We start from the raw sequence: 22,567 nt of genomic DNA, 5'->3' as shown, positions 1-22,567 counted from the left end.
GCAGTGGCTCCTGGGTCATCGCGGCTCCACGGCTCCCGTCTCTGGCGTCTCGGGAGCAGGTTACGGAACTGCGGGACGGCATGAGAAAGGGTGCCGCCCGTCCGACTCCCCAGTCGGACGGGCAGCACCCTTCATCAGCCGTCCGTCGCGCCCCCGTCCCCACGGGGTTCGACAGGCGGATGTCCCGGCCCGGGCCGCTCTCCCGGACCTGGGGCGCCGCTCAGCGCCCCAGCATCACGCCCACGGACGACGCCTGTGCCGCCACCTGGTCGAATCCTCCGAAGAGGAAGAGCAGGAGGGCGGCCAGGGGGAGCACCATGGCCGCGGCCACCAGTGGATGGCGCGTGCCGGACTCATGGCCGTTGAACGCGAATGCCCTGCGTCCGTGCCGTGCGATGTCCGCCATGGTCCTCTCCCTGTCGATTGGCAGCGGCGGGTTTGTGACCTCGGGGGACGAGTGCGCCGCCCGCCGCTTGTCTTCAACACTAGGCGTGCGGAGGGCGCCTGGCCTCCTGCCCTCGTACCCATTGGCAGGCCTCCGGGAGGATGACGGGGCCACCCCCCGCGTACTCCCCTGGGTGGAGGCCGCTCCCCCGCACTGGGGGTCTTCCCGGAAGGGGTGACCGGAGGGTAGTGACTTCGCTCACTTCCGTCACCCCTCGCGCATGTGTGTCTGCCGACGGGGTACGCACAAGATCACCCTGACCGCCCGCCCGGCACACGCGCCCCTCGCCCGCCGCGCGCCGGCGCACCACCCCCACCAGCGCCTCAATCCCCTTGGCGCGAGGGCCGTTTGGCCGTACCGGCAAGTGCCGTACGGACACGGGTCCGTACGGGTGAGGAACCCTCAAGTGGGCCGTGCCGCGCTGACGGTCGAATCCTCCGACGAGGGCGCGGCCTCTGAGCACTCATGGCGGATGGTCCGTAAGCTGGGCACGTCAACAGGACGACCGGTCAGCGGGGTGGACATGGCGATGATGCGGCTCCGGCGCGAGGACCCGCGTGTCGTCGGCTCATTCAGGCTGCACCGACGGCTCGGCGCCGGTGGCATGGGCGTGGTCTACCTGGGATCGGACCGGCGCGGACAGCGTGTCGCGCTCAAGGTGATCCGGCCGGACCTGGCCGAGGACCAGGAGTTCCGTTCGCGTTTCGCGCGCGAGGTGTCCGCCGCGCGCCGGATCCGGGGCGGGTGCACCGCGCGCCTGGTGGCCGCGGACCTGGAGGCGGAGCGGCCGTGGTTCGCCACGCAGTACGTGCCCGGCCCGTCCCTGCACGACAAGGTGGCCGAGGAGGGTCCCCTCACGGCCGCGCAGATCGCCGCGATCGGGGCCGCGCTCTCCGAGGGACTGGTCGCCGTGCACGAGGCGGGGGTCGTGCACCGCGATCTCAAGCCCTCGAACATTCTTCTGTCCCCCAAGGGCCCCCGGATCATCGACTTCGGGATCGCCTGGGCCACCGGCGCGAGCACGCTCACCCATGTGGGCACGGCCGTCGGCTCCCCCGGCTTCCTCGCGCCCGAACAGGTGCGCGGTGCCATCGTCACCCCGGCCACCGACGTCTTCGCGCTGGGCGCCACCCTCGCCTACGCGGCGACCGCCGACTCGCCCTTCGGGCACGGCAGTTCCGAGGTCATGCTGTACCGCGTGGTGCACGAGGAGCCGCACCTGATCGGGGTCCCCGACGCGCTCGCGCCCCTCGTACAGGCCTGCCTGGCCAAGGATCCCGAGGAGCGGCCCAGCACGCTCCAGCTGTCGATGCGGCTGAAGGAGATCGCGGCCCGCGAGGCGCAGGGGCTGTCCGACGGGCGCCCGCCGGCGCAGCGCGCGCGGGCCGAGCGGCCCACGGAGCGGCTCGCGGAGCGGCTCGCGGAGCGGGCCGATGCGTACGCAGACCAGCGCACGGAGCGCCGTACGGGCGCCACGCCCGCGCCGCAGGCAGCGGACCCGGGCCGCGGGCAGGGCGTTCAGGGCCACGGGCAGGGCCCGCACAGCGGAACGCAGGCGCGGCCCTCGTCCTCACGGCCCTCGTCTTCACGGCCTTCGTCCTCGCGGAACGCCGGCGGCCCGTCCTCCCGGCCCACGGCGGGGCGTACGGGCGGCCGCCCGGTCCCTCGGACGACGGGTACGGGGCGGCGCCCTTCGCGGCCGGACCCCCGGCTGATGCGGCAGCGGCTCATCGTGTTCGTCGTGGTGACGCTGATCGTCGCGCTGGGGATCGCCGCCGCGCAGAAGCTCTAGGCCTCCTGGGTGGTGGCGGCCCGGTCCCGGGGCGGGCGGGTCGCGTAGAACGCCACCGCCGAGGCCGCGGCCACGTTGAGCGAGTCGATTCCCTCGGCCATCGGGATCCGGACCCACTCGTCGGCGGCCCGCAGCGCGTACGTGGACAGGCCGTGCCCCTCGGACCCGAGCATGATGGCGGACCGCTCGAAGCGCTCCGGCGGGACCTGGTCCAGCGGCGTGGCCTTCGCGCTCGGGGTCATGGCCAGGATCCGGTAGCCGGCCTCGCGGACCTTCTCCAGGTCGGCGGGCCACTGGTCGAGGCGCGCGTACGGAACCGAGAAGACCGACCCCATCGAGACCTTGATGGCGCGCCGGTAGAGCGGGTCCGCGCAGTCCGGGGAGAGGAGTATCGCGCTGATGCCGAGGGCGGCGGCGCTGCGGAACGCAGCGCCGAGGTTGGCGTGGTCGACGAAGCCCTCGAAGACGGCGATCCGGTGGCCCGCCCCCTCCTCCGCGAGCAGTTCGTCGGCCGACGGCAGCGGCTTGCGCTGCATCGAGGCGAGGGCCCCGCGGTGCACGTGGTAGCCGGTGACGCGTTCGGCGAGCTCCGGGGTGACGGCGTAGACCGGGGCCGGGAGCTCGTCGATGACGTCGCGCATGACGTCGACCCACTTCGCGGAGAGCAGCATCGAGCGCATCTCGTACCCGGCGTCCTTGGCGCGTCTGATGACCTTCTCGCCCTCGGCGATGAACAGGCCTTCCTCGGGCTCGCGACGACGCCGGAGTTCGACGTCGGTCAGGCCCGTGTAGTCGCGCAGGCGCGGGTCGTCGGGGTCTTCGACGGTGATGAGATCAGCCACAGGGTGATACTGCCTTGTCCTGGGTGTGGTGCCAACGGCCGTGCCGGGGCGTGGGTGTTTCAGGCGCCGGGGGTGCCGACGCCGACGACGTCGCCGATGACGATGACCGCGGGCGGACGGATCTCTTCCGCCCGTACGGTCTCGCCGACGGTGGCGAGGGTGGCGTCCACCCGGCGCTGGGTGGCGGTGGTGCCCTCCTGGACGATCGCGACGGGGGTGTCCGCGGAGCGGCCGTGCCGGACCAGGGCCTCGGCGATCAGGCCGATCTTGTCGACGCCCATGAGGATGACGAGCGTGCCGGTGAGCTTGGCGAGGGAGGCCCAGTCCACGAGGGAACGCGGGTCGTCGGGGCCGACGTGGCCGCTGACCACGGTGAACTCGTGGGCCACACCGCGGTGGGTGACCGGGATGCCGACGGCGCCGGGCACCGAGATGGAGCTGGAGATGCCGGGGACGACGGTGCAGGGGATGCCGGCCGCGGCGAGCGCCTGGAGCTCCTCCATGCCGCGGCCGAAGACGTACGGGTCCCCGCCCTTGAGCCGCACCACGGCCTTGCCGGCCTTGGCGTGCTCGATCAGGGCGTTGTTGATGGCCTCCTGGGCCATGTAGCGGCCGTACGGGATCTTCGCGGCGTCGATGACCTCGACGTGCGGCGGGAGTTCGTCGAGCAGGTCGCGGGGGCCGAGCCGGTCGGCGATGACCACGTCGGCCTCGGCGAGGAGGCGGCGTCCGCGGACGGTGATGAGGTCGGGGTCGCCGGGGCCGCCGCCGACGAGGGCGACGCCGGGGGTGTGCGGGCGGGCGGCCGTGAGGGAGCCGTCCCTGAGCCCCTCGACGACGGCGTCGCGGACGGCGGCCGAGCGGCGGGGGTCGTTGCCGCTCAGGACGGCGACGGTGACGCCCTCGACGCGGCCCGTGGCCGGGGTCCAGGCGGTGGCCGCCTCGGCGTCGTCGGCACGCACGCACCACACGCGGCGGCTCTCGGCCTCGGCGGACGCCGCATCATTGGCGGCGCGGTCCCGGGTCGCGATCAACGCGTACCAGGCGCCGTCCAGGTCGCCTTCCCGGTAGCGGCGGCGCTCCCAGCGGATCTCGCCGGTCTCCGCCATGGCGTCCACGGAGGGCGTGGCGGAGGGGGAGATCAGCAGCACGTCGGCGCCGGCCGCGACGAGCGCGGGCAGCCGGCGCTGGGCGACCTGACCGCCGCCGATGACGACGACGCAGCGGCCGGCGAGGCGGAGTCCTACGGGGTAGGCGGGGTGTGCCGGGTGTGCCATGGCGGTTGCAGCTCCTGATGCGGCGGTGTCTGCGGGCCGCTGCGTCGCTGGAGCGGCTTGGCGTTGTCTGGTGCGGTGTGACGTGCGGTTTTACTGTCCGGGTCAACGATACGGCTCGTCGACTGCCTGCCAAGGCCGGGGGGCGGTGACGCGCACCGCACGGTCGGACCGGCCACAGCCGGGCCGGAGACGGAGCGACAGCACGTGCTGATCCGACGCGTCGCCGGTCATGGGTGACGGGCACGCGGGACGACCGGACGCTCCCGCTCGGCGGTGTGGCCCCCTGTGCGTCCCTCCCGCCGGGGGTGGGCGGCACGGGTGACCGAAGGCCATCGCGCAGCGACGCGACCGAAGGGAGCGCCCTTGAGGGCCGCCCCGTCCCGCACCGGCGACGGACCGGCGGCTCACCCCCGACCGCGGCTCCGCCGCGGCCCGGGGAGTCGGGCGCGGCCTGGTCCGGATCCGGACCAGGCCCGCCCGGCTACTTCTCCGTGACGCCTGCGGAGTCGAACGTGGCGACCTCGTGCATCGCCCGCGCCGCACTCTGGACCAGCGGCAGGGCCAGCAGTGCACCCGTGCCCTCGCCGAGACGGAGGTCCAGGTCCACCAGCGGGCGCAGGCCGAGCTTGTTCAGGGCCGCCACGTGCCCCGGCTCCGCGCTGCGGTGGCCCGCGATGCACGCCGACAGGGACTCCGGTGCGATGGCGCGGGCCACCAGGGCGGCCGCGCCGGCGCTGACGCCGTCCAGGATGACCGGCGTGCGCAGGGAGGCTCCGCCCAGCAGGAGGCCGACGATCGCCGCGTGCTCCAGGCCGCCGATGGCCGCGAGGACGCCGATGGGGTCCGCCGGGTCCGGCTGGTGGAGCTCCAGTGCGCGGCGTACGACCTCGACCTTGCGGGCGTGGGTCTCGTCGTTGATGCCCGTGCCGCGCCCGGTGACCTCCGCCGGGTCGACCCCGGTGAAGACCGAGATGAGGGCCGCCGACACCGTGGTGTTGGCGATGCCCATCTCCCCGGTGAGCAGCGCCTTGTTGCCCGCCGCAACCAGGTCGCGGGCCGTCTCGATGCCCACCTCGATGGCCGCGACGGCCTCCTCGCGGGTCATCGCCGGGCCCGTGGAGAGGTCTGCCGTGCCCGGACGGACCTTGCGCGGGAGCAGGCCCGGGGTGGCCGGGAGCTCGCCCGCGACGCCGACGTCGACGACACAGACCTCGGCGCCCACCTGGTTGGCGAACGCGTTGCAGACCGCTCCGCCGCCCAGGAAGTTGGCCACCATCTGCGTGGTGACCTCCTGGGGCCACGGGGTGACGCCCTGGGCGTGGACCCCGTGGTCACCCGCGAAGATCGCGACCGCGGCCGGCTCCGGGATCGGCGGCGGACAGACCCGGGACAGGCCGCTGAGCTGGGCGGAGATGATTTCGAGCATGCCCAGGGCCCCGGCGGGCTTGGTCATGCGCTTCTGGCGCTCCCACGCCTCGCCCAGCGCCTTCGCGTCGAGCGGGCGGATGCTGGCGACCGTCTCGGAGAGCAGGTCGTGCGGCTCCTCGCCGGGCAGCGCGCGGCGCCCGTACGTCTCCTCGTGCACGACCCAGGCCAGCGGCCGGCGCTTCGACCAGCCGGCCTGCGCCAGCTCGGGCTCCTCCGGGAACTCGTCGACGTAGCCGACGCACAGGTACGCGACGACCTCAAGGTGCTCCGGCAGGCCGAGCTCGCGGACCATCTCGCGCTCGTCGAAGAAGCTGACCCAGCCGACGCCGAGGCCTTCGGCGCGCGCGGCGAGCCAGAGGTTCTCGACGGCGAGGGCCGAGGAGTACGGGGCCATCTGCGGCTGGGTGTGCCGGCCGAGGGTGTGGCGGCCGCCGCGGGTGGGGTCGGCGGTGACGACGATGTTCACCGGGGTGTCGAGGATGGCCTCGATCTTGAGTTCCTTGAACTGCTTCGCCCGGCCCTTGGGCAGCGACTTCGCGTAGGCCTCGCGCTGGCGCTGGGCGAGCTCGTGCATCGTCCGGCGGGTGTCGGCCGAACGGATGACGACGAAGTCCCAGGGCTGGGAGTGGCCCACGCTCGGCGCGTGGTGCGCGGCCTCCAGGACGCGGAGCAGCACCTCGTGCGGGATCGGGTCGGTGCGGAAGCCGTTGCGGATGTCGCGGCGTTCGCGCATGACGCGCAGGACGGCCTCGCGCTCGGCGTCGGCGTACCCGGGGGCCGCTTCGCCTGCGGAAGGCTCGGGCGCGGCCCCGGGCGCCGCCGCCGGGACGGCCTCGGCCACCGGCTCGGCCACCGCTTCGACGACCGGCTCGGCCGGCGTCGCGGCTTCCGGCTCGGCCGGCGGCGCGGGGGCGTTCTCGGGAGCCGTCTCGGGCTCCACCGCGATGACGGCCTCGGGTGCCACCGCGGCGGCCTCCGGGGCTACGGGGGCCTCCGGGGCGGCGGGGGCCGCGGGGGCGGGCGGGGCGGCTTCGGGGGCCTCGGAAGCCTGGACCACCGGTTCCGTCGGCTGGGCCTCGGGGGCCGGCTCGGCGGCAGGTGCCTCCACCACCGGTGCCTCGGCGGCAGGTGCCTCCACCACCGGTGCCTCGGCGGCAGGTGCCTCGACTGCGGGCACCTCGGCAGCAGGTGCCTCCACCACCGGTGCCTCGGCGGCAGGTGCCTCGGCTGCGGGCACCTCGGCGGCAGGTGCCTCCGCGGCCGGCGCCTCGGCTGCGGGTGCCTCCGCGGCCGGTGCTTCCACCACCGGTGCTTCCACCGGCGCGGCCCCGGCCATGACCGGCTCCGGCTCGACGGCGGGCGCCGCCGGGGCCTCGACGGGCGCGGGAGCGGCCTCCGCGGCCGGCTCGGGCACCACGACGGCAAACGGCTCGGGCTCCGGCACGGCGACCGGCTCGGCGATCGGCTCCGCCACTGCGGCGGCTTCCGGCTGCGGGGCTTCCGGGGCGGCAGGGGCTTCGGCGGCCATAGGGGCCTCGGGTGCCGCCACGGGTGCCTCGGGGACCGCCACGGGCTCCGGGGCCGCCACCGGCTCGGGCTCCGCCGTCCACGCCGCACCGGCCTGCGGCGGGACCTCGCCCGGCTGCGGCGCGGCCGGTACGGCGGCGGCCTCGGGGCGCGGAACGTCCAGGTATTCGGGACCGATGGTCGGCGGCCCGGCCACCTGCACCGGAACCGGCGCGCCGGGCGCCACCGGCACGCTCACGGCAGCGGCGACGGGCGCCACGGGCACGGCGGGGGCCACGGGCACGGCGGCTGCGACGGGGGCCGCGGCCGGGCCCCGGTCGGCGAGGGAGCGTACGACTCCGCCGGTGGCCTCGGGCACGGGCGGGCCCATGTGCAGCGGCCGGCGGGCGGGTGCGGGGGCCACGGGCGCTGCCGGGGCCACCGGGGCGGCAGCCTGGGGCGGGACCACGAGGCCGCCGAGGTCGAGCGCGCCGGAGTCGCGGCCGCCGGCCTCGTGCGCGCCCGCGCTGTACGAGGCGTCGCCGTAGGAGGGGTCGGGGAAGCCCGGCTGGCCGGGGTACCCGGGCTCGGCGTACGCGGCCGGCATCTCGGGGTACTCGGCGTAGGGCACGTCGCCGTAGGAGGCCGGGGCGGGGAAGACCGGAGCCTGGGGGACGACCTGCGGGTCGCTCCACGCACCCTGGCCGCTCGGCATCAGCAGCAGCTCCTCCTCGTCCGGCTCGGCCGGGTTGTCCACGAGGTCCTGGAAGGCGTAGCCGCCCTGTATGGGAGCGGGAATGCCCTGCTGATCCACCATGCCCGCGTTGTCCGGGAGACCCTCGCCCGGTACCTGGCCGGTGTCAGTCATGCGTACCCCTCGCCCATCGGTTTTGCCTCTTCGATCGCCCGGTCGCCCACGCGGCCGCCGGACCGCGTTGCCGTGCGGGGTTGCCGTGCGACGTCCGTCTCTCGCACGCCCCGCGCGACAACCAGTAAGCATTGTCGCGCCCGTTAGCCACCATGGCGGCCATAACCGCCATGGTCGGCTGTGGACTGCGCCACGTCGCGCGTCTTGCGGTGCCGTCACGCTCGGCCAAACCAGGGCAGTACGGCCAGGGCAGTACGACGATCGGCCAGCCTACCGCGGCCTTCGCGCTAGCGGTTCACGGGGCGTTCGGCTGCCAGGAGGAACACGACGGAACGGTCCTGTTCGCTCCAGGTACGGGGGTCCAGGCCCACGGACTGGAGCAGGGCGCACTCGACGGTGTAGCCGCCCTCGGCGAGCGCGCGGCCGATCGCCTCCGCCTCGTCGCGGGTGGACGCGTGGCTGACGATCCGTTCGGGGCGGCGGTCGGCGACCGCCGCGACGACCTCGGCTCCCCCGCCGCCGATGCGGACGACGTCGGGTTCGGGGAGGTCCTCCAGTACGTGCGGCGCCCGGCCGGCGACGACCTGGAGCTGTACGCCCCGCTTGCGGGCGGCGGCAGTTGCGCGTTCGCAGGCGTGCGGGTCGGCGTCGACCGCGATGACGGCGGCGCCGAACGCGGCGGCGTCCACGGCGAAGATGCCGGAGCCGGTTCCGATGTCCCAGACGAGGTCGCCGGTGCGCGGGCCGAGGCGGGCGAGCTGGGCGGCGCGCAGTTGCGCCGACTCCCCTTCCCCGCCGTCGGCCTGGGGCCGGGCCCAGCCGCGGGGGCCGGTCTGGGCGGGGCTCTGGCCGAGCAGCCATGCCGGTTCGGCGGCCGTGGAGGAGGCGGTGACCTGTCCGCCGATGACGATGACGACGTTGGGGTCGCGCCAGGCGTGGTCGGCGGCCCGGTCCGAGGTGAGGACGGACACCTGTTCGTTGTCGGTGCCGAGCTCCTCGCAGATGACGAAGGTGCGGTGGACCCCGCCGAGCAGCAGGGCGAGTTCGGCGGGGCCGGCGCCGGGTGAGGTGAGGACGGCGACCTTGCCGTGGGCGCGGCAGACGTTGACGGCGCGGCGCAGGGTGCGGGGGTGGGCGACGACGACCTGGGCGTCGTCCCAGGGCATGCCGGCGCGGGCGAAGGCGGCGGCGACGGAGGACACGGCGGGGACGACCTCGACCTCAAGGCCGTGCTCCGGGGCGCGCAGGGTGCGTACGGCGCCGAAGAAGCCGGGGTCCCCGTCGGCGAAGACGACGGCGGTGCCGCGGTGGCCTGCGATGCGGCGGGCGGCGAGGCCGAGGCTGCCCAGGCGGATGCGTTCGGCGGTGGGCGGGACCTCGGGAAGTGCGAGGTGGTGGGCCGCGCCGGCCACGAGGGTGGCGGCGGAGAGCGCGGACCGGGCCGCCGCGGTCAGGGGCGAGCCGTCCCAGCCGATCACCGTGACCCGGTCGGCCATCGTCGTCAGTCTCCTGGGGTGGGGGCGGGCGAAGCTTCGTCGGCAGGGGCGGGCACGGTGAGACTACCTGGTCATCGGGTCAGCTCCAGTCGGCGCCGACGGCGTAGCCGCTCGTGTCCGCCGATGCGCCGAGGCCGTATCCGTAGGCGTCGTGGCCGTTGTAGCCGTCCTGGTCCTCAAGGTCCTCGGGGACCAGGCTCCAGACGATGAGGTCGGTGCGGGTGTCCGTCCAGGAGCCGTCGGGGTCCTGGGTGCGCACTATCCACGCATTGCGCAGGACGCCCTCGCTGATACAGCCGATCTTCTGGGCCACCTGCTGGGAGGCGGTGTTGTCGGCGGCGGTGCGCAGTTCGAGGCGTTCGAAGCCCTGGTCGCGGAAGAGCCACTGGACGACGGCGAGTACCGACTCGCTGGCGTAGCCCTCGCCGCGGGCCCAGGGGGCGGTGACGTAGCCGACCTCGGTGCTCCGGGTGCGCCAGTTGGTGTTCTGGAGGTGCACGATGCCGACGAGGCGCTGGGTGAGGAATTCGGCGACGGCGAAGACGATGCCCCTGCCCTCGGTGCGCTCGGCGTGGGACTGCCGGGTGGCCCAGGCGTGGGCGTCGGCGTGGGTGTAGGGGTGCGCCACGGTGGTCCAGGCGGTGATGTGCTCGTCGTTCATCATCTCGGCGAGCGCGGTGACGTCGTCCGCGTCGAAGGGGCGCAGTACCAGCCGGTCCGTGCTGATGGTGACGTCCGGGAAGGTGGTAGTCATGCGCAGCTCCATGCCTGAGAGGTGGGGCGACCGTGGTGCGGGACCGATGTTGCGGGGCGTGGTGGTGCGGGGCCGCCCCGCCACAGCATGCAGCATCGCCGGGTCGATGTGCATGGCCGCCCCTGCCCGGGAACGGGCAGGCAGCGGCCCCGCCCGCCCTGGAGGGCGTGCGGGGCCGTATGCACAGGTGGTGCCGGGTGGAGCCGTGGCCGGTGGGCCGGGGCGGGGCGGAAGCGGGTCAGGACTTCGGGGCGCCGAAGGCCGGGACGACCGAGCCCTGGTACTTGTCCTCGATGAACTTCTTGACCTCGTCGGAGTTCAGGAGCTTGGCGAGCTTCTCGACCCGCGGGTCCTTCTCGTTGCCGGCCTTCACCGCGAGGAAGTTGGCGTACGGGTTGCCCTCGGCCTTCTCCAGGACCAGCGCGTCCCTGGCGGGCGAGAGCTTGGACTCAAGGGCGTAGTTGCCGTTGATGACCGCGGCGTCCACGTCGTTCAGGGCGCGCGGGACCGTGGCGGCCTCCAGCTCCTTGAACTCCAGGCCCTTCTTGTCGGTGATGTCGGACAGCTTGGCGCCCGTGCCGACGCCTTCCTTGAGGGTGATCAGGTTGTTCGCGGCGAGCAGCTGGAGCGCGCGGCCCTCGTTGGTGGTGTCGTTGGGGACGGCGATGGTCTGGCCGGCCTTGATGTCGGCGAGGGCCTTGACCTTCTTGGAGTAGAGGCCGAGGGGCTCCAGGTGTACGTTCACGACGGGCACGATGTGCGTGCCGTTCTTCTTGTTGAAGTCGTCGAGGTACGGCTTGTGCTGGAAGTAGTTGCCGTCGACCTGGCCCTGCTCCGTGGCGGTGTTGGGGAGCACGTAGTCCGTGAACTCCTTCACCTCCAGCTTGAGGCCTTCCTTGGCCGCGAGCTTGTCCTTGACGAAGTTCAGGATGTCGGCGTGCGGGCTCGGGGAGGCCGCGATGACGAGCGGCTTGCTCTCGTCGGCCTTGCCGCCGTCGGCCTTGGCGGAGGACGGGTCCGAGGAGCTGCCGCAGGCGGTGAGGCCGAGGGCGAGCGCGGCGGAGGCGGCGGCGAAAGCGGTGAGCTTGACGTTCTTACGCACGAAGAGTGCCTTTCATTGCGGTGCAAGTGCGCAGGTCGTGCGCGGTTCTTGCGGGTGGTGGCCCAAGCACGACAAGTGCGGGCTCTCTGGGGTGGGGAAATCTGGTGCGGCCTGCGGCCTGCGGCCGGCTCCGGTCGGGCGGTCAGGCGGTCCGGCCGCGTCGGGCGAGGAGGCGTACCGCGCCGTCGCCGATGAGCTGGATGACCGTGACGATGGCGATCAGGACCACGACGGTGGCGAGCATGAAGCCGGTCTCGAAGCGCTGGAAGCCGTAGGTGATGGCCTTGGAGCCGAGGCCTTCGCCGCCGACCGCGCCGGCCATGGCGGAGTAGCCGGTCAGCGTGATCAGGGTGGTGGTGACGCCGGCGGCCAGCGAGGGCAGCGCCTGCGGGAGCAGCACCTTGCCGACGATGGTCGGGATGCCGCCGCCCATGGACTCGACGGCCTCGATCAGACCGTGGTCCACCTCGCGGACGGCCGTCTCGACGAGGCGGGCGAAGAAGGGGATGGCACCGATGGCGAGCGGGACGATCATGGCGGTGGGGCCGATGAAGGTGCCGACGACGGCGGTCGTGACCGGGATCAGGGCGATCAGCAGGATGATGAACGGCAGCGAGCGGCCTATGTTCACGATCACGCCGAGGACCTTGTTGAGCGGCTGGTTCTGCAGGAGGCCGCCCTTGTCGGTCAGGACGAGGAGGATGCCGATGGGCAGTCCGCCGAGGACGGTCACCAGGGTGGACCACAGCACCATGTAGAGGGTGTCGTACGTGCCCTGGGTGAGCAGGGGCTGCATCTCGGACCAGGTCACTGGGCACCATCCTTGACGAGCTGGGCGAGCTCGGCGTCGGTGTCGGCAAGGGATTCGGCGTCGTCGACGATCTCGACCTGGAGGCCCTGCTCGCGCAGGAAGCCCACCGGGACGACGTTGTCCTCGTAGCGGCCGGGCAGTTCGATGCGCATGCGGCCGATCTGGCGGCCGGCGACGGTGTCCATCGCGGCGCCGAGGATCGAGATGTCGATGTTGTAGGTCCGCGCCAGCTGGGAGATGACCGGCTGGGTGGCGGCGTCGCCGTGGAAGGTGACGTCGACGACCGTGCGGTCGGGGCCGGTGGCGGCGCCGCTGACGGGGAAGAGTTCGGCGGCCAGCTCCGAGCCGGGGGTGGCGAGCAGTTCGGCGACGGTGCCGGATTCGATGATCCGGCCCCGCTTCATCAGGGCCGCCGAGTCGCAGACGGTTTTGACGACGTCCATCTCGTGGGTGATGAGCAGGACGGTCAGGCCGAGCTGCTGGTTGAGGTCGCGCAGCAGCTGGAGGATCGAGCGGGTGGTCTCGGGGTCCAGAGCGCTGGTGGCCTCGTCGGAGAGCAGCACCTTGGGGTCGCCGGCCAGGGCACGGGCGATGCCGACGCGCTGCTTCTGGCCGCCGGAGAGCTGGCCGGGGTAGGCCTTGGCCTTGTCGGAGAGGCCGACGAGGCCGAGGAGTTCGAGGGCCTTGCGGGAGCGCTCGCGGCCGGAGACGCCGAGGATCTCCAGGGGCAGTTCGATGTTGGCCTGGACGGTGCGCGAGGACAGCAGGTTGAAGTGCTGGAAGACCATGCCGATGCGGCTGCGGGCCTCGCGGAGCTCCTTGCCGGCGCGGCGGCCGCGGCCGGCGAGTGCCGTGAGGTCGACGCCGTCGACGGTCACGGTGCCGGTGGTGGGGCGCTCCAGCAGGTTCACGCAGCGGATCAGGGAGGACTTGCCGGCGCCGCTCTGGCCGATGACTCCGTAGACCTCGCCCTCGCGGACGTGCAGGTCGACGCCGTCCAGGGCGGTGACCTCGCGGCCACGGGACTGGTAGACCTTCGTGAGGCCCGATGTGGTGATCACAGGAATTCCGTCGCTGTCGAGTGCGCGGCGCAGCGGAGTGCCGGGCACGGGGCATACATCTGGGACGCGATACGGGTCGAACCGGGATTTACCGGCGGTTTTCACGCATGCGCGGGGCATGGAGCGATCCGGTCCGTACTGCTGTGCAGTGGCGGGGCGGACGGGCTCGGCCGGTCTCGCTTCGGGGCGCGAGACTCAGGAGAGGGGCCCTCAGAAGGCGCACATTCGACACATACAACGAGCACCGGGCGTCATCGTCGCCTCGGTCGCAAGGGTGCGGCTGCTCGTCGTGGTCATGGGCCCAAGTAAAGCAGACGTATCCCGTCACCGATCAAAATCGTCCGGATAGCGGACGGAATCCGGCCACATACCGGACAACACCAGTCAGCCCGGCCACCCCTCGGCATCGCTGCGCCACAGTCGCTGACCTGCGCGGACAGGGCCGAGAGGGCCGGTACGAGCGGACCCGCGCCGAGCCCGGCAGCGCTGCGCCCTGTGGTCAAGACCACGGTCCGCAGGCCGGCGGCGCGGTCGGCGGCCGGACCCTGCGGCCCGTGGTCCAGGGGCGCGCGCACCGGGCCTTTCGGCCCGTAATACCCTCGCTGCATGCTCGACGCCCTGACGGTCGCCCTCGGCGCGGCCGCACTCGCCCTTGCCGCCTGGTGCGGTTTCGCCGCCCTGCGGGACCAGCCGACCAAGGACTGGCACTTCATCGGCATGGGCGTGGTGACCCTGCTGGCCCTTGCCCAGGTGGTGGTCGGCGTCGTGAAGCTGGCTCAGGGCGGCAAGCCCGACGAGGGCACGGTGATCTTCGTGGCCTATCTGGTGGGCGCCTTCGCGGCGGTCCCGGCCGCCGGGCTGCTCTCGCTGAGCGAGCGGACCAAGTGGGGTTCGGTGACGGTGGCCGCGGGCGCGGTCGTCCTGGCCGTCCTCGAAGTACGGCTCTACGACATCTGGGGGACCCCCGGTGCCTGACACCGACATGACCGCGGACCCGGCCGGCCCCGCCGGCTCCCCCGCCACTCCCGGCTCCCCCGCCATTCCCGCCACTCCCGGCGCTCCCGGTGGGCGCGAGCGGCTGGTCTCCGGGCCCGGGCTGCTGCTGGTCTGGCTGTACGGGGTGATCACGGTCGGCGCGGTCTCGCGCTCGCTGTACCAGATCTCCACCGAGTTCGACCGGGCGCCGCTGGCCTACTCGCTGTCCGCGGTGGCCGCCCTCGTGTACGCCTTCATCACGTACTCGCTGGTGCGCGGCGGGGAGACGGCCCGCAAGGCGGCACGCGTCTGCTGCGCCGCCGAGCTGACCGGCGTACTGGCCGTGGGCACTTGGACGCTGGTGCGCCCCGAGGCCTTCCCGGACGCGACGGTCTGGTCGGACTTCGGGATGGGCTACCTGTTCATCCCGGTGATCCTGCCGATCACCGGGATGCTCTGGCTGCGCGTCAGGCGCTGACCGCGAAGTCGGCCGCCTCGGCGGCCTCCTTCTCCAGGATCACCAGGCGTACACCGTCGGAAGCCGTGCGGCCGCCGACCTGTACGTAGCCGGCCTTGCGGTAGAGGCGCAGGTTGGACTCGCTCTTGTGGCCCGTGTGCAGGCGGAAGCGGGTCGTCTCGCCGCGGCCGGCGAGGGCCTCCTCCACGGCGCGCAGCAGCCGGGCGCCGAGCCCGTGGCCCTGCATGCGCGGGTGGACGCAGAGCTTGGCGATCTTGCCGGTGCCGTCCTCGTCGATGCTGCCGCGCACGGTGCCGACCACCTCGTCGCCGAGCCGGGCCACCAGCACCGTGTCCGACTCGAGCTCCGCCTTGAGGGAGTCCAGGGTCTGGGTGAGCGGCTGGATGCGGTAGTTGCCGTACAGCTCGGCCTCGCGCTGGAACGCCAGGTACTGCAGTTTGAGGATCTGCTCGGTGTCCTCGGCAACTGCCGCCGAAATGGTCACGCTCATGCCCATGTGCGCATGCCTCCCGCTCACCTGGTAGCCCATTGGTCTACCGCTCCCTTCCCCGAAGGCGGGGAGCCGCAACCTCTGACGCGAGCATTCTGCGCAGACATCCCAGGCAGCGGGAACGGACGGGTCCCAAACTTCCTTGTGAGATACCCAACTCTCCTGCGATTTCACGGTAAGTGAGGTCTCTGGGCGAAAGAAGTGCCCTCATGAGCTCGGGACACCGTCCGGGCAATCGGGCAACCGCCGACCGCAGGGCCCGGTTCTCCTCACCGTGCAGCAGGGCGTCTTCGGGTTCGGCACCCGCGCTCCCGGGGCGGCAGCCGTACGGGATCTCCCGCCTCGCCCGCCGCCGGGCGAGGCGGGCCTCGGCGCGCACCGCCCGGCGCAGCCAGCGGGCCGGCTCGGCGGGGGCGGGGTCGTGTTCCAGCAGCCTGACCCAGACGGCTTGTTCCAGGTCGGCCGCCTCCACGCCGGCACCCGGGGCCTCCGCGGCCGCCTCGGCGGAGAGGAGTGGGCCCAGTTCGTTCAGGAGGTCGGAGTCCTTCAGCAGGTCCATGCCGGGCGGGACGCGCGCGCCGTGCCCGGCGGTTTCCCCGCCCGGCACAGCCCACCCGTACGTGATATTCCGCTTATCTGTTGACGCGTGGGACGCAGTTGTGTCCGAAAGGCGCGCCTACCGGCCGCGGCCCGGGCGGAAGGCCTCCGCCGCGAGCAGACCGGTGTCCGCGTTGTCCGTGAAGATGCCGTCGATGCCCTGTTCGAAGTACGTCCGGAAGGCCGCGAAGGCGTCCCCGTACGCGGCCGGGTCGGTGCCCTTGCGGTACTCGGCCGGCAGGAAGGTGTTCTCGTTGCGCGCGGTGTAGGGGTGCAGCACGAGCCCGTGGGCGTGCGCGTCCTTGACCAGGGCGGTCGGGGCGGTGAGCTTCCCGGCCGCGTCGCGCGGGAGGATCAGGTCCATGGTGGGGCCGATGCCCTGGGCGAACCCGGAAATCCACTTCAGGCCCTCGGGCTTGACCAGGTCCGACACCGTCCGCGGGTCCTTGGCCTGCTCGAAGTCCCAGGGCCGGGTGCCGGCGGCGCCCAGCAGGACCACCCGCGGCGCGGAGACCAGGCGGGAGAGCCGCTGGATGCTGGAGGGCTCGAAGGACTGGAGGAAGAGGGGAGCGCCCAGCCCGTCGCGGCCGTAGCGGCGCAGCAGCTTGGCGAGGGGCTCTTCGAGGCCCAGGCCCAGGGACCGGAAGTACGTGGGGTGCTTCGTCTCGACGTGCAGCCAGACCCGCTTGCCGCGCCGCTTGCCCTCCCGGTCCGCCCAGCGCAGCACCTCTTCGAAGGTGGGCACGTCCCACCGGCCGTCGTAGAGGGTGTTCCGCTGGCGGACGGCGGGGATGCGTTCCTTCGCCCGCAGGGTCTTGAGCTCGGCGAGGGTGAAGTCCTCGGTGAACCAGCCCGTGACCGCGACCCCGTCGATCGACTTGGTCGTCCGCCGGGAGGCGAATTCGGGGTGGTCGGCGACATCGGTGGTGCCGCCGATCTCGTTCTCGTGACGGCACACCAGGTGGCCGTCCTTGGTGGGCACCAGGTCCTGCTCGACGACGTCCGCGCCCAGGTCGAGGGCGAGCCGGTACGAGCCGAGGGTGTGCTCGGGCCGGTAGCCGCAGGCGCCGCGGTGGCCGATGACCAGCGGGACGGGGAGGTCCCGGTAGCCGCCGCCGTGGCGCACGTCGGCCGCGTACGCCGCCTCCGCCGCCGCCTCCGCCGCCGCCGTGTCCGACGGCCCGGCCGCTCCGGCCGCGGACGCGGATCCCGCCGGGAGTCCGGCCATGGCGCCGCCCGCTGCCAGGACGGCCGCCCCCAGGACCGTGCGCCGTGCTGCCCCACCCTGCGTCATGAGTGCCACTCCTGTCGTCTGAAAGGGCCGGGCGGTACCCGGGATCTCCGGGTGCTGCGGCCCGATTCGGCCCGGCGATCGTAGACAGCGGCGGGTGGCGCGGGGGTGGGACTGTGGGGAACATGGCGGAAACGTGAGTCAACACTGCGTATCCATCTCGTGAACCCGATGTGCACTCGGAGCCGACCCGCGAGTATCGTCCTCACCTGCACTACCGCCGTGTGGTGCGAAAATCGCGTTTCGATGCCGGAGGGCTCACGTTGTTCCGTACATCGCTCATCAAGGCCACTGTCGGACCGGTCATGCGCATGATGTTCCGCACCCGGGTGGAGGGCATCGAGAACATTCCGGGGTCCGGACCGGTGATCCTGGCGGGCAACCACCTCACCTTCATCGACTCCATGATCCTTCCGCTGTTGTGCGACCGCACGGTCCACTTCATCGGCAAGGACGAGTACGTGACGGGCAAGGGCATCAAGGGCCGCGCCATGGCCTGGTTCTTCACCGGGGCCGGCATGATCCCGGTCGACCGTGACGGCGCCAACGGCGGCGTCGCCGCCCTGATGACCGGCCGCCGGATCCTCGAAGAGGGCAAGATCTTCGGGATCTACCCCGAGGGCACCCGCTCCCCCGACGGCCGCCTCTACCGCGGCCGCACCGGTATCGCCCGCCTGACCCTGATGACCGGCGCCCCCGTGGTCCCCTTCGCGATGATCGGCACCGACAAGCTCCAGCCGGGCGGCGCGGGCATGCCGCGCCCGGGCCGGGTCACCGTCCGCTTCGGCGAGCCGATGGAGTTCTCCCGCTACGAGGGCATGGACCGCGACCGCTACGTGCTGCGCGCCGTCACCGACTCGGTGATGGCCGAGGTCATGCGGCTCTCCGGCCAGGAGTACGTCGACATGTACGCCACCAAGGCCAAGGCCGCCTGACCGCGCAGGCTACTGCCGCTGGAGTGACCGGCTGACGCCCGCCACGGTCGTCGTGGCGAGGACCCAGCCGGTCACGATCAGCACGTACGACAGCCACTGGTACCAGCCGCGCGGCGCGAAGGCCCCCTCCTGGCCGAAGCCGATGATCGGCAGCATCAGGTCGATCGTGTAGAACACCGGGTTGAATTCCGGCGCCTCCCCCGCCTTGAGCTCCCTCGGCGGGTGGAGACCGTAGGCGATGGTCCCCGTCAGCAGCAGCGCCAGCAACCAGCCCGCGGCGCGCAGCGGCCGGAAGCCGTAGCCGACGGTGGCGTCCTGGAGCAGCCCCCAGAGCCTGGCGTGGCGGGGCAGCGTACGCCGGTGCCGGCGCAGCTTGGCGAGCTGGACCGTACGGGCCGCCGCCTCGTCGCCCACCATGCGGTAGGCCGCGGCGAGCTGCTCGTACGCGTACGGGAGGTAGCCCGACTCCTCCCGCTCCAGGGCGGGCAGCCGCTGCTCGGCGGGCAGGTGCGGGTGCAGCACCCGGTAAGTGAGCCCGTCGGTGCGGACCACGGGCGGCCAGGCGTCGGGTTCGGCGTAGAGCATGTCCAGCTGGCTGCGGCGCAGGTTGACGATGCCCTCGATGGGCGGGCACTTGCGGAGCCAGAACTCGCCGATCGCGCAGCTGCTGGCACGCAGCGCCACCCCGTCCGGGTTGGACAGCCGCGCGCGGGTGAGGATCAGCTGGCCGGGGATCCGGGCACCGGTGAGGTTGACCATCCCCTCGGCTTCCAGCCGGTTGCCGCGCAGATCGGTGCCGACGGAGACGGTCTCGGCGTGGAGGGCGATCCCGCCGGGATTGATCAGCTTGGCCCGGTCCAGGCTGATCAGGCCGGCGATGGTGGCACCGTTGATGCGGAGTTGACCGTGGACGGTGAGGTCGTCGGCGATGACGTCGGTGCCTATTTCGGCGTGGTTGAGCTGGAGCGGGGTTTCGCCGTCCTCGTCGGGGAGGGTGCCGGGCCGGATCACCGCTCCCTGGAGGAAGAGGCCGCCGGCTATCCGGGCCCCCGTGAGGCGGACCGGACCGCTGACGCGAGCGCAGTTCAGCCGCAGGGTGATGTCCACGCTGAGAGTGGAAGCGGTCAGTCCGGGCAGCGCCGAGTCGGTCAGGACCAGGGCCCGCAGCCGGGCCCCGTACAGCTGCGGTTTGCGCTCGAACCAGCAGGCGCGCAGCCGGATCGGATGCTCGATGACCGCGTACTTGAGGTCCAGCTTGCCGATGATCCGGACGCCGCGCACGTTGACCCCGGGGACCTGCCCTGACGGGGCGGGGTTGCTGAGCAGGAGGGCGGCGAGCACCTCGGCGCGCACGGTCCGCTCGGGCCCCCAGTCGTGTCCGTCGGAGGCGTCCTCGTCGGGGCCCTCCCGGAAGTCGATGCCTTCGCCCCGCGGGAAGGCATCCCATACGCGGCGTTCGGCCGGGGTCAGTTCGGTGATCTCCATCGCCGGGATGGTGTCCCGCACGCCGACGCGGTGTCAACTGCGTGCGGGACGAGCTCCCCTGGCGGGACATCAGTGCGCGATGCCGTCCTGGAGCTTCTGCCCCTTGAGCAGGAACCAGGCGGCCACCGCCGTGGCCAGCAGTACGGCCGCGCCCACCCCGGAGGCGAGCCGCAGGCCGTCCACGAAGGCGTCCTGGGCGGCGCCGACCATGGTCTGCGCGGTCGCCGGGTCCACCGCCCTGGCGGCTTCCACGGCGCCGCCCAGCGATTCGTGCGCGGCCTCGGCGACGGGTCCGGGGACCGGGGCCGGGGCGGTGAAGCCCTGGTAGACGCCCGTGACCACGGAGCCGAGCAGGGCGATGCCGAGGGCCGCGCCGAGTTCGTACGCGGTCTCGGAGACGGCCGAGGCCGAGCCCGCCTGCTCCTTCGGGACGCTGGAGAGGATCACGTCGGCGGTGACGGTGAAGGAGAAGCCTGCGCCGAGACCGACGGCCAGCAGGGCCGCGCCGAGCAGCGGGTACCCGCTCTCCTTGTGGATCAGGGTGAGCGCGCCGAGGGCGAGGCCGATGGCCGCGAGGCCGCCGGTCACGATCGACCGCACCGAGTAGCGGCGGGCGTACCGGCCGGCGATCAGCCCGGTGACCACTGCACCGATGGCGGCGGGCAGTTCGGCCAGGCCCGCCTCCAGCGGGTCGCGGCCCTGGACGAGCTGGAGGAACTGGGAGAGGAAGAAGACGAGGCCGGAGAGGCCGAAGACGGTCAGCAGGTCGGCGAGGACCGCGCCGGAGAAGCCGCGGTGCTTGAAGAGCCGCATGTCCAGGAGCGGCGACGGCAGGCTGAACTGGCGGCGGACGAAGGCGTACAGGCACGCCCCGCCGATGACGGCGGCAGCCGCGACACTCCAGGTCACGCCGTGGGTGGCGACTTCCTTGACGGCGTAGACGACGCCGATGACCCCGACGAGCGAGAGGGCGACGCTGACCAGGTCCCAGGGGCCGGCGACCGGGTTCTTGGATTCGGGCAGCAGCTTGCTGCCGACGAGGACCAGGGCGATCATCACCGGCAGGTTGATGAGGAAGACCGAGCCCCACCAGAAGTGCTGGAGCAGGGCTCCGCCGACGACGGGCCCGATGGCGGCGCCGGCCGAGGCGGTGGCGCCCCAGATGCCGATGGCGAGGCTGCGCTCCTTGGGGTCGTGGAATATGTTCCGGATCAGCGCGAGGGTGGACGGCATCAGCGTCGCGCCGGCCACGCCGAGCAGGGCCCGGGCCACGATCATCATCTCGGGGCTGGCGGCGTAGGCGCTGAGGACGGAGACGGCTCCGAAGGCGGTCGCGCCGAGCAGCAGCAGCTTCTTGCGGCCCATCCGGTCGCCGAGGGAGCCCATGGACACGAGCAGGCCGGCGATGACGAACGAGTAGATGTCGCCGATCCACAGCAACTGGGTGCCGGACGGCTTGAGGTCCTCGCTGAGCGAGGGCGTGGCGAGACCGAGTACGGTGGCGTCGACCGCGACCAGCAGGACGGCCAGGACGAGTACGGAGAGCGCCAGCCAGCGCCCCCTGACGCCCCTGTCGCTGATCGCCTCCGTCCCCTTCTCCCGGGTCAGCTGTTCCATGCGGCTCATTTCTCCACACTCCGTCGTGCGCCACCGAGCAGCAGCTCGATGATCATGTATTGGAAGTCCTTGGCGGCGACCCGGCCGTCCATGACGGCCCAGGCGCAGGTGCCGATGAGGCCGTAGAGGGCCTCGGTGAGCCAGGCGGGGCTCAGGTCGATCCGGATGTCGCCCTCCTCCTGGCCGCGCCGGAAGAGCGCGCTGACGCGGGCGTCGAGCCGGGCCCATCCCTCGTTGACCTGGTCGCCCTCGAAGAGCTGGTTCTCGGTGACGAGGAAGGCGAGCAGCTGGGCGTCGGGCTCCGTCTCGGCGACGAGCCGGCGCAGCGCTTCGACGGCCGTGCCCTCGTCGAGGCGGGCCTTGTCGAAGGCCACCTCGAACTCGCGGATGCCGAGCTCTTCGAGGGCCCGTACGAGGGCGTCGCGCCCGGCGAAGTGCCGGTGGAGGGTCGCGCGCCCGATACCGGCGGCGCGGGCGACCTCGTCCATCGTGGCGGTCGATTTGCGGGAGAGCAGGGCTGCGGCGTCGCGGAGCACCTGGTCACGGTCCATGGCCATGAGACAAGCATACCCCGAATGAGACGTTGATGTCTCATTCAAAAATCGGATGCCCTCGGGCGCCCGGAACGGAAGGCTGCCGGAATGACACCCAAGCCCCTGCTCCTGATCGACGTGGACGGCCCGCTGAACCCCTACGCGGCCCGGGCCCAGCGCCGCCCGGAGGGGTACTCCACCCATCGGATGCGCCCGACCGGCTGGACGGAGGCGGAGAGCCGGAAACCGCTGCGGGTCTGGCTGAACCGCGCCCACGGCGCGGAGCTGCTCGCGCTGGCGCACTCGTACGAGCTGGTCTGGGCCACCACATGGAAGGACGAGGCGAACGACTGGATAGGCCCGCACCTCGGCCTGCCGCGGCTCCCCTTCATCGACTGGCCGCAGATGCACGGGCGGGCCCCGCGCGGCACCATCTGGAAGACGCAATACGTCCTGGAGTACGCGGGCGCACGGGAGTTCGCGTGGATCGACGACGACATCACGGCGATGGACGGGGAGTACGTGGACCAACGGCACCCGGCGCGGGCGCTGCTGATGCGCATCGACGAGCAGATCGGCCTGACCCGGCCGGACTTCGACAGGCTCGCCGACTGGGCGGCGTGACGGCGGGCCCGGACGACGAGCTGAACACGCGGGCACGGACACGACGGAGGGGCGGCCGGAGCGTGGGCTCCGGCCGCCCTGGCCATACACCGCGATGTCGTGAGTGTGGTCCTTGCCGCGGCGCTTCGCGACGAACTTGCCGCTCTGCACGAACATGCCG

At 72.6% G+C, this 22,567-nt stretch carries 20 protein-coding genes; 5 read left to right on the top strand and 15 right to left on the bottom strand.

Going from position 1 to position 22,567, the window contains the following annotated elements; all coding sequences use genetic code 11:
- Positions 1–220: 220 nt before the first annotated feature.
- Entirely contained in the window at positions 221–406 is a 186-nt protein-coding gene (locus tag ABTY04_RS25885; RefSeq protein WP_352215782.1) for a hypothetical protein, read from the bottom strand.
- A gap of 556 nt (positions 407–962) precedes the next feature.
- Between ABTY04_RS25885 and ABTY04_RS25880 the strand changes: the two genes are divergently transcribed.
- A complete protein-coding gene (locus ABTY04_RS25880; protein WP_352215864.1) occupies positions 963–2,237 on the top strand; it encodes a serine/threonine-protein kinase in 1,275 nt (424 codons plus the stop codon).
- Here ABTY04_RS25880 and ABTY04_RS25875 read toward each other — a convergent pair.
- The 8 genes from ABTY04_RS25875 to ABTY04_RS25840 all read right to left on the bottom strand — a co-directional run bounded on the left by ABTY04_RS25875 (position 2,234) and on the right by ABTY04_RS25840 (position 13,382).
- Positions 2,234–3,079, bottom strand: a complete 846-nt coding sequence (locus ABTY04_RS25875) for a TrmH family RNA methyltransferase (protein WP_352215781.1) — start codon at positions 3,077–3,079, stop codon at positions 2,234–2,236. The two genes, ABTY04_RS25880 and ABTY04_RS25875, sit on opposite strands and share 4 nt — an antisense overlap.
- A gap of 59 nt (positions 3,080–3,138) precedes the next feature.
- Positions 3,139–4,356 carry a uroporphyrinogen-III C-methyltransferase gene (gene cobA / locus ABTY04_RS25870; protein ID WP_352215780.1) on the bottom strand — a complete coding sequence of 406 codons (1,218 nt, stop codon included), beginning with the start codon at positions 4,354–4,356 and terminating at the stop codon, positions 3,139–3,141.
- A 481-nt stretch (positions 4,357–4,837) separates the two neighbouring features.
- Positions 4,838–8,158, bottom strand: coding sequence for a nicotinate-nucleotide--dimethylbenzimidazole phosphoribosyltransferase (gene cobT, locus ABTY04_RS25865; protein WP_352215779.1), 3,321 nt, complete (start codon positions 8,156–8,158; stop codon positions 4,838–4,840).
- 287 nt (positions 8,159–8,445) lie between these two features.
- Positions 8,446–9,654, bottom strand: a complete 1,209-nt coding sequence (gene cbiE, locus ABTY04_RS25860) for a precorrin-6y C5,15-methyltransferase (decarboxylating) subunit CbiE (RefSeq protein ID WP_352215778.1) — start codon at positions 9,652–9,654, stop codon at positions 8,446–8,448.
- Between the two features lie 79 nt (positions 9,655–9,733).
- Complete coding sequence (locus ABTY04_RS25855; RefSeq protein ID WP_352215777.1) at positions 9,734–10,408, bottom strand: GNAT family N-acetyltransferase; 675 nt, start codon at positions 10,406–10,408, stop codon at positions 9,734–9,736.
- 238 nt (positions 10,409–10,646) lie between these two features.
- Positions 10,647–11,510, bottom strand: coding sequence for a MetQ/NlpA family ABC transporter substrate-binding protein (locus ABTY04_RS25850; protein ID WP_352215776.1), 864 nt, complete (start codon positions 11,508–11,510; stop codon positions 10,647–10,649).
- 142 nt (positions 11,511–11,652) lie between these two features.
- Positions 11,653–12,321 carry a methionine ABC transporter permease gene (locus tag ABTY04_RS25845; RefSeq protein WP_352215775.1) on the bottom strand — a complete coding sequence of 223 codons (669 nt, stop codon included), beginning with the start codon at positions 12,319–12,321 and terminating at the stop codon, positions 11,653–11,655.
- Entirely contained in the window at positions 12,318–13,382 is a 1,065-nt protein-coding gene (locus tag ABTY04_RS25840; RefSeq protein ID WP_352215774.1) for a methionine ABC transporter ATP-binding protein, read from the bottom strand. Before ABTY04_RS25840 ends, ABTY04_RS25845 begins: the two co-directional genes overlap by 4 nt.
- Before the next feature lie 606 nt (positions 13,383–13,988).
- Here ABTY04_RS25840 and ABTY04_RS25835 point away from each other — a divergent pair.
- Both ABTY04_RS25835 and ABTY04_RS25830 read left to right on the top strand, forming a co-directional pair.
- Positions 13,989–14,357 (top strand): hypothetical protein, encoded by a 369-nt coding sequence (locus ABTY04_RS25835; RefSeq protein WP_352215773.1) that lies wholly within the window; start codon positions 13,989–13,991, stop codon positions 14,355–14,357.
- 7 nt (positions 14,358–14,364) lie between these two features.
- Positions 14,365–14,835, top strand: a complete 471-nt coding sequence (locus ABTY04_RS25830) for a hypothetical protein (RefSeq protein ID WP_502996718.1) — start codon at positions 14,365–14,367, stop codon at positions 14,833–14,835.
- Here the strand turns inward: ABTY04_RS25830 and ABTY04_RS25825 are convergent.
- From ABTY04_RS25825 to ABTY04_RS25815, 3 genes are all read right to left on the bottom strand, one after another.
- Positions 14,825–15,331, bottom strand: a complete 507-nt coding sequence (locus ABTY04_RS25825) for a GNAT family N-acetyltransferase (RefSeq protein WP_352215863.1) — start codon at positions 15,329–15,331, stop codon at positions 14,825–14,827. The genes ABTY04_RS25830 and ABTY04_RS25825 overlap by 11 nt on opposite strands.
- Positions 15,332–15,368: 37 nt before the next feature.
- Positions 15,369–15,884: an RNA polymerase sigma factor gene (locus ABTY04_RS25820; RefSeq protein WP_352215862.1), complete on the bottom strand. Its 516-nt coding sequence runs from the start codon at positions 15,882–15,884 to the stop codon at positions 15,369–15,371.
- Positions 15,885–16,001: 117 nt separating this feature from the next.
- Positions 16,002–17,216, bottom strand: a complete 1,215-nt coding sequence (locus ABTY04_RS25815) for a glycerophosphodiester phosphodiesterase (RefSeq protein ID WP_352215771.1) — start codon at positions 17,214–17,216, stop codon at positions 16,002–16,004.
- Between the two features lie 302 nt (positions 17,217–17,518).
- Here ABTY04_RS25815 and ABTY04_RS25810 point away from each other — a divergent pair, with 302 nt between their 5' ends.
- Entirely contained in the window at positions 17,519–18,148 is a 630-nt protein-coding gene (locus ABTY04_RS25810) for a lysophospholipid acyltransferase family protein (protein ID WP_352215770.1), read from the top strand.
- Between the two features lie 9 nt (positions 18,149–18,157).
- On the opposite strand, the gene ABTY04_RS25805 is transcribed toward ABTY04_RS25810, so the two are convergent.
- From ABTY04_RS25805 to ABTY04_RS25795, 3 genes are all read right to left on the bottom strand, one after another.
- A complete protein-coding gene (locus ABTY04_RS25805; RefSeq protein ID WP_352215769.1) occupies positions 18,158–19,633 on the bottom strand; it encodes a membrane-associated oxidoreductase in 1,476 nt (491 codons plus the stop codon).
- 69 nt (positions 19,634–19,702) lie between these two features.
- Positions 19,703–21,250 carry an MFS transporter gene (locus ABTY04_RS25800; RefSeq protein ID WP_352215861.1) on the bottom strand — a complete coding sequence of 516 codons (1,548 nt, stop codon included), beginning with the start codon at positions 21,248–21,250 and terminating at the stop codon, positions 19,703–19,705.
- 5 nt (positions 21,251–21,255) lie between these two features.
- Positions 21,256–21,807, bottom strand: a complete 552-nt coding sequence (locus ABTY04_RS25795; protein WP_352215768.1) for a TetR/AcrR family transcriptional regulator — start codon at positions 21,805–21,807, stop codon at positions 21,256–21,258.
- A gap of 84 nt (positions 21,808–21,891) precedes the next feature.
- Here ABTY04_RS25795 and ABTY04_RS25790 point away from each other — a divergent pair, with 84 nt between their 5' ends.
- Positions 21,892–22,407 (top strand): HAD domain-containing protein, encoded by a 516-nt coding sequence (locus tag ABTY04_RS25790; RefSeq protein ID WP_352215767.1) that lies wholly within the window; start codon positions 21,892–21,894, stop codon positions 22,405–22,407.
- The last annotated feature ends 160 nt before the right edge of the window (positions 22,408–22,567 follow it).

The organism is Streptomyces sp. NPDC097981, from assembly GCF_040302565.1.
Taxonomy (GTDB): Bacteria; Actinomycetota; Actinomycetes; order Streptomycetales; family Streptomycetaceae; genus Streptomyces.
The sequence above is the reverse complement of the archived record's forward strand: the minus strand, read 5'-3'. Positions and strand labels throughout refer to the sequence as shown.